Origin of the sequence: Streptococcus mitis (assembly GCF_946188685.1) — a bacterium.
Lineage (GTDB): Bacteria > Bacillota > Bacilli > Lactobacillales > Streptococcaceae > Streptococcus > Streptococcus mitis_CC.
Genome location: NZ_CAMHWH010000018.1, coordinates 1 through 3712 on the forward strand (window position 1 = coordinate 1; position 3712 = coordinate 3712).

Annotated in this window: 3 protein-coding genes and 1 pseudogene; 3 read left to right on the plus strand and 1 reads right to left on the minus strand. The window is 40.6% G+C overall.

All coding sequences use genetic code 11. The annotated features are described in order from the left end of the window. Positions 1 to 95: 95 nt before the first annotated feature. The gene (locus N8N51_RS10295; RefSeq protein ID WP_001235011.1) at positions 96 to 821 is read right to left on the minus strand and encodes a 16S rRNA pseudouridine(516) synthase; all 726 of its coding nucleotides are present in this window, start codon (positions 819 to 821) and stop codon (positions 96 to 98) included. 161 nt (positions 822 to 982) lie between these two features. Between N8N51_RS10295 and typA the strand changes: the two genes are divergently transcribed. The 3 genes and pseudogenes from typA to N8N51_RS10310 all read left to right on the plus strand — a co-directional run. Next, complete coding sequence (typA, locus tag N8N51_RS10300; RefSeq protein ID WP_049544361.1) at positions 983 to 2824, plus strand: translational GTPase TypA; 1842 nt, start codon at positions 983 to 985, stop codon at positions 2822 to 2824. 19 nt (positions 2825 to 2843) lie between these two features. Continuing rightward, the gene (locus tag N8N51_RS10305; RefSeq protein WP_000262670.1) at positions 2844 to 3098 is read left to right on the plus strand and encodes a DUF3165 family protein; all 255 of its coding nucleotides are present in this window, start codon (positions 2844 to 2846) and stop codon (positions 3096 to 3098) included. 366 nt (positions 3099 to 3464) lie between these two features. Next, positions 3465 to 3712: pseudogene (locus N8N51_RS10310) on the plus strand (bacteriocin-associated integral membrane family protein); the annotation flags it as partial.

Below are 3712 nucleotides of genomic sequence, written 5' to 3' on the forward strand. Positions count from 1 at the left end.
AAAAGGACTCAGTCCTGTGCAATACAGAACTAAATCCTTCGGATAAATTAATTGTCTAACTTTTTGGGGTCAGTACATTTGAAAGCTTTTTTGTTTTATCCACTTTTCTCTAAGTAGTTTTTAATGATTTTCAATTCCTCTTGGTTCAAGGGACGGTATTGACCTTCTGCTAGTTCTGGGTCTAATGTAAACTCACCGAACTGAATTCGTTTGAGTGAGGTCACCTTGACACCAACCGAGAGAAACATTTTCTTAACCTGATGAAATTTTCCTTCTGAAATGGTGATAGAAGCTTGACTGAGGGAAGGACTTGCAGATAGAATCTCTAGTCTTGCAGGTTTACAGACAGTGCCATCTAAAAAGACAATTCCCTTTTGAAAGGCTTGGATATGGTCAGGTGTCAGAAGTCCATTAACCTCAACCTGATAAGTTTTATCGACATGATATTGGGGATGGAGGAGCTGAAAGCCCAAAGGACCGTTATCAGTCAAGAGGAGGAGTCCTGTCGTATCTCGGTCCAGTCGGCCGACGGCATAGAGCATGTCAGACTGGATGTCAGGCGGAAGGAGGTCCATGACGGTTGGAAGTTCCCTGTCTTTATTGGCTGTAACGACACCAGTAGGTTTATGAAGCATAAGATAGGTGTGTTCATAGCCTTGAATGATTCGACCCTGAAAAAGGAGTTCTTGTAGCCCTGTATCGATATTTTGAGCTAGGGAGCGGGCTGGGCAACCATCGACTAGAATTTCCCCTTTGAGTAAGGCTTGTTTCATGGCTTTTCGGCTGATTTTTTCTTGGGCTAATAAATTATCTAAACGCATACTGTGCCTATCTTATCATAAGTCGCTTGCTTTGAAAAGGCTTGACGTGAAAAGAAAAGCACAGTGAAAACATTTACACTTGCTTGAGTTATGTTATTTACCTGAAATTATGGTATAATCGTTCAGTTAGAAAATAAATTTTGAATATTATAGAGGAAATCATGACAAAATTAAGAGAAGATATCCGTAACATTGCGATTATCGCCCACGTTGACCACGGTAAAACAACCCTCGTTGACGAATTATTGAAACAATCAGAAACGCTTGATGCACGTACTGAATTGGCAGAGCGTGCTATGGACTCAAACGATATCGAAAAAGAGCGTGGAATTACCATCCTTGCTAAAAATACAGCCGTTGCCTATAACGGAACTCGTATCAATATCATGGACACACCAGGACACGCGGACTTCGGTGGAGAAGTTGAGCGTATCATGAAAATGGTTGACGGTGTTGTCTTGGTCGTAGATGCTTACGAAGGAACCATGCCACAAACTCGTTTCGTATTGAAAAAAGCCTTGGAACAAGACCTTGTCCCAATCGTGGTTGTTAACAAAATCGATAAGCCATCAGCTCGTCCAGCAGAAGTAGTGGACGAAGTCTTGGAACTTTTCATCGAGCTTGGTGCAGATGACGACCAGCTTGATTTCCCAGTGGTGTATGCTTCAGCGATCAACGGAACTTCTTCATTGTCAGATGATCCAGCTGACCAAGAAGCGACTATGGCACCAATCTTTGACACGATTATCGACCATATCCCAGCTCCAGTAGATAACTCAGATGAGCCTTTGCAGTTCCAAGTATCACTTTTGGACTACAATGACTTCGTTGGTCGTATCGGTATCGGTCGTGTCTTCCGTGGTACTGTTAAGGTTGGGGACCAAGTTACCCTTTCTAAACTTGATGGCACAACTAAAAACTTCCGTGTTACAAAACTCTTCGGTTTCTTTGGTTTGGAACGTCGTGAAATCCAAGAAGCTAAAGCGGGTGACTTAATTGCCGTTTCAGGTATGGAAGATATCTTTGTCGGCGAAACTATTACTCCGACAGATGCAGTAGAAGCTCTTCCAATCCTACACATCGATGAGCCAACTCTTCAAATGACATTCTTGGTCAACAACTCACCATTTGCTGGTAAAGAAGGTAAATGGGTAACTTCTCGTAAGGTGGAAGAACGCTTGCAGGCTGAATTGCAAACAGACGTTTCCCTCCGTGTTGAACCAACTGACTCACCAGATAAATGGACTGTTTCAGGACGTGGAGAATTGCACTTGTCAATCCTTATCGAAACCATGCGCCGTGAGGGTTATGAACTTCAAGTATCTCGTCCAGAGGTTATCGTAAAAGAAATCGACGGTGTTAAATGTGAGCCATTTGAACGTGTTCAAATCGACACTCCAGAAGAATACCAAGGGTCTGTTATCCAAAGCCTTTCTGAACGTAAGGGTGAAATGTTGGATATGATTTCAACTGGTAATGGTCAAACTCGTTTGGTCTTCCTTGTTCCTGCGCGTGGTTTGATTGGATACTCAACTGAGTTCTTGTCAATGACTCGTGGTTACGGTATCATGAACCATACCTTCGACCAATACTTGCCATTGATTCCAGGTGAAATTGGTGGTCGTCACCGTGGTGCCCTTGTTTCTATCGATGCTGGTAAGGCTACAACTTACTCAATCATGTCTATCGAAGAACGTGGTACAATCTTTGTCAACCCAGGTACTGAGGTTTATGAAGGAATGATCATCGGTGAAAACTCTCGTGAAAACGACTTGACAGTTAACATCACTAAGGCGAAACAAATGACTAACGTTCGTTCAGCTACTAAGGACCAAACAGCTGTTATCAAGACCCCTCGTATCTTGACACTTGAAGAGTCTCTTGAGTTCTTGAACGACGATGAGTACATGGAAGTAACGCCTGAGTCTATCCGTTTGCGTAAACAAATCCTTAACAAGGCAGAGCGTGAGAAAGCTAACAAGAAGAAAAAATCAGCTGAATAAGAGCTAGAAAGAGATAAAGATGGTTTATTTAATCATAGGAATCCTCTTATTACTACTCTATGTATTTGCGACACCACAAAGCATTAAAGGGACAGTCAATATCGTCCTTGTCGTCTTTGCTTTCGTAGCACTCTTGATTTTACTCATGTTGTCTGTTCTGCAAATCTTTCAGCTACCGACAGAATTCTTTATCGCAGTCGCCATGCTCTTCCTAGCATACTTTAGCTTGCGAGATATTACCCTCATGTCGGTCAGTAAAAGTAAAAGAAGATAAAAGAGAGTTTTGGCTCTCTTTTTTGCTAGGAATTTTACAGTAGTTCGAATTGCTTTTTAGTTAATATCATCTCTTTTGCTTGGATAATATGAATGGGAAAAACTGAACTTAAATTCTTTCCCGACATCTATTTCTAAGGAAACTTTAAAATTCTATTACTAATGATATCTTAGTAAAATATGTTGATAGATTATATAGAAAGTGATATACTTAAGTTATAAGAAACCGATTTCAAACTAAGAAAGGATTAAATTTGTTGTTTTGTTGCTCAGGGTGTGATGGATTAAACTAGGAGAATAATTCTAAGAATTTATAAAATGTAAAATTTCTTTCTATAGAGTTATTCTCTTATACAAGGAGTCTACTATGAAGAAACTATTCATATTATTATCAACTTTTTTTCTCAGCTTCTTCCTTGCTTGGATTATTGTCTTACGTGCGCCACAATATTTATATGCAAGCTATGATTCCGTCTCCTTACTTCGTGTCAAAAAGGATACTCAGGAACCGACGCGTGAGGTATTTGAACAGGAATTGGAGAATTTTGCAAACTCAGAACAGAGTTTAATAGCTAGAAGAATCGTAGAGCCGAGTAAGGATGGGACGACTCACTT

Bases quoted from the DNA above. Each gene is read 5' to 3' on its own strand.
- N8N51_RS10305 (WP_000262670.1), top strand. From the start codon at position 2,844: ATGGTTTATTTAATCATAGGAATCCTCTTATTACTACTCTATGTATTT.
- N8N51_RS10295 (WP_001235011.1), bottom strand. From the start codon at position 821: ATGCGTTTAGATAATTTATTAGCCCAAGAAAAAATCAGCCGAAAAGCC.
- typA (WP_049544361.1), top strand. From the start codon at position 983: ATGACAAAATTAAGAGAAGATATCCGTAACATTGCGATTATCGCCCAC.